The 2,964-nt window shown below is 30.9% G+C and carries 3 protein-coding genes; all 3 read left to right on the top strand.

What is annotated here, in order from left to right; translation table 11 throughout:
* The first annotated feature begins 132 nt into the window (after window positions 1-132).
* Window positions 133-687: a dTDP-4-dehydrorhamnose 3,5-epimerase gene (gene rfbC / locus U9R42_07490; protein ID MEA3495862.1), complete on the top strand. Its 555-nt coding sequence runs from the start codon at window positions 133-135 to the stop codon at window positions 685-687.
* A complete protein-coding gene (locus U9R42_07485) occupies window positions 684-1,220 on the top strand; it encodes a hypothetical protein (GenBank protein ID MEA3495861.1) in 537 nt (178 codons plus the stop codon). The genes rfbC and U9R42_07485 overlap by 4 nt, the downstream gene beginning before the upstream one ends.
* A gap of 240 nt (window positions 1,221-1,460) precedes the next feature.
* Window positions 1,461-2,834 carry an MATE family efflux transporter gene (locus tag U9R42_07480; GenBank protein ID MEA3495860.1) on the top strand — a complete coding sequence of 458 codons (1,374 nt, stop codon included), beginning with the start codon at window positions 1,461-1,463 and terminating at the stop codon, window positions 2,832-2,834.
* Window positions 2,835-2,964 lie beyond the last annotated feature (130 nt).

Here is a 2,964-nt window from a genome sequence, read left to right as displayed (position 1 = left end):
TTAACATCAAATTACAGATAAGACTTCAATAGATATTTACTGTTTTTACACACAAATAATTCAATAATTTTTATTTAGACAGTTCATGTAGTATCTTTGATAAAAATTTATTTACAGCTAAAATCCTTAAAAATGAAAATTATAAAAACAGCAATACCTGACTTAATAATTATTAAACCAAAAGTTTTTGAAGATAAAAGGGGTTATTTCTATGAATCCTTTAATCAGCAAGAGTTTAAAAAGCATGGTGTTGAATTTGATTTTGTTCAAGACAATCAATCACTTTCAAACAAAGGTGTTTTAAGAGGTTTGCATTTTCAAAATCCTCCTTATGCTCAAGGTAAATTAGTAAGAGTAATCAGTGGAACTGTATTTGATGTTGCGGTTGACATTCGTAAAGGCTCACCCACTTACGGACAATGGCATTCGGTAATTTTATCCGAAGAAAACAAACTTCAATATTGGTTGCCTCCCGGATTTGCACATGGTTTTTTAACTTTAGAAAACAGCACTGTTTTTTCATATAAATGTACAAATCTTTACAATAAAGAATCGGAAGGTTCGCTAAGATGGAATGATCCTGATTTAAAAATAAATTGGAGTTTTTACAATCCAAACCTTTCGGAAAAAGATATTGAAGCTCCTTTTTTTAAAGATTTTAAAAGTAAGTTTAGTTACAATAAATGAAATTTTTAATTAAAGTATTACTATTTCTGATTCTATTAAATTTTGGGAATAAACTTAACGCACAAATCGTAAAGAACGATAAAACAGTTCCATTTTACGCAACTATTGGCAGTGGTAATATTTGGGCATTCAACAAAGACACACCATGGGAAATAACTTACGGACTTGATGTTTCTATACCTGTAAAAATTAAAAATAATTTTTATGACATCCAAGCAGGAATAGAACTATACGACAAAAAACAAGCTGCTTTTGATAGGGTGGATTTTGCAACTGTTTTTCGTGCTAATATCGGAAAACGTTTTGAAAGAAAAGCTTTTCTTACAGGAATATATATAGGTCCTGCATTTTTAATTATTGACAAAAGCTACAAAAGAAAAATAGAATTGGGAATAAATGCTAATTTTCCTATAATATTTAAACCTATAGAAGAATTAGGATTAGGTGTAGTAGGTTTCTCAACAGTAAGTCGTTACGAATATGTTTTAGGATTGAAAATTATTATCGCTTTACGTAATATTCCAAAGGAATAAAGGGGACTTCTAATAATTACTTCGCATCAAGATTGTCAGGGTTTTTTATAGACGATTCAGATTTTTGAAGTACTATCGGGATAATGCAAGAAAATATGGAGAAGTATATAATTCCGAAATTTCGGAATGACAACCCTTTGGGAAAGAAAGTAATTATTAGAAGTCCCCTAAACTCCATAATCAGCAACAAGAAAAAAATTATTGTACTTTTGAAAATTATTTAATTTTAGGCAAAACAATATGGTTGGACAAATAAGACCCACAAAGGGAGTACAAACACTATTAGGTGATCCAAAAAAAGCAATTCTCAAATTATCTGCACCCATGATGCTTGGAATGTTAATGCAAGCACTTTACAATGTTGCCGATGGATTTTGGGTTGCAGGTCTCGGCACAAATGAACTTGCTGCAATTGGATTGTTTTTCCCATTTTTTATAATTTTAATTTCTCTTGGTACAGGAATTGGAATTGGTGGTGGCTCTGCAATTTCAAGACGTATTGGAAAAAAAAATAAAAAAGAAGCAGACAATTCTGCTGTTCAAACAATTATTATTGGATTTATAATTACTGCCCTTATTACATTTCCAATCTATCCATTTCTTGAAAATATTTTTATTGCCATTGGTGAAAGCAAAGAGGTTGGTGCCTTAGCAAGCGATTACGCTAAAATTATTTTTTGCGGAAGCATTTTAATAATATTCTTTCAAATATTTAATGCTATATTACGTGGTGAAGGAGATGCTAACCGTTCTATGTACGCAATTGTGATTGGAGCATTATTAAATATCGCACTTGATCCACTATTTATTTATTACTTTGACATGGGAGTTATTGGTGCGGCATGGGCAACTGTAATTTCATATTTTGTTTCTACTGTAATTATTACTTATTGGCTTTTTGTTAAAAAAAATACATTTATAGAGCTTAATTTCAAAAAATATAAATTTGATAAAAAAATAAATCTTGAAATTCTTGAAGTAGGAATTCCTTCAGCTTTAGCACAAATATCAATGTCGTTAACAATGCTGGCTCTAAATATAATTATTGCCAAAGTAGGAGGAACTGATGGCATTGCAATTTTTACGAGTGGTTGGAGGATTGTTATGCTCGGAACTATTCCATTGGTAGGAATGGCAACTGGTGTAACTGCTGTAACGGGTGCTGCTTTTGGTGCACAAAATAAAAACAAATTAAAAACCGCATTTTTTTATGCAATTAAGATTGGTTTTATACTTGAATTATTTGTTGGTTTGTCAATATTTATTTTTGCAAATCAAATTGCATATTTATTTACATACTCAGAAGGCTCTGAAAAAATTTATGATGATTTAGTTACTTTCCTAAAAATAACTGCATTCCTTTATCCAACTATTCCCTTTGGAATGCTTACATCTTCAATGTTTCGTGGCGTAGGCAAAGGTAGAAGATCGCTAACAGTTACCATTTTTAGGACAATTATTTTGCAAATTCCTGTTGCTTACTTATTTGCCATAGTTCTAAATCTCGGACTTGAAGGTGCCTGGTACGGAATTTTAACAGGAAACTTTTTTGCTGTTATTTTTACATTTTTATGGGGGAAACATACGGTAGAAACAATTATTCCTAATGAATAAGAAGACAAGCTACAAATATTTTTTTATACCGAATGTTTTGGGATAAGAAAAGATGTTGGCAAAATCTTGGGAATTGTCAAGCCTATCAACTTAGACTATCAGGCACATCTTCTTTACAAAATGTGCCTGA

Source organism: Bacteroidota bacterium (assembly GCA_034723125.1).
Lineage (GTDB): Bacteria > Bacteroidota > Bacteroidia > CAILMK01 > JAAYUY01 > JAYEOP01.
Note: the sequence above shows the minus strand (reverse complement) of the source record. Positions and strands in the feature narration are given on the sequence as shown.

Coding starts and splice junctions, on each gene's coding strand:
- U9R42_07480 (MEA3495860.1), top strand. CDS start 1,461: ATGGTTGGACAAATAAGACCCACAAAGGGAGTACAAACACTATTAGGT.
- rfbC (MEA3495862.1), top strand. CDS start 133: ATGAAAATTATAAAAACAGCAATACCTGACTTAATAATTATTAAACCA.
- U9R42_07485 (MEA3495861.1), top strand. CDS start 684: ATGAAATTTTTAATTAAAGTATTACTATTTCTGATTCTATTAAATTTT.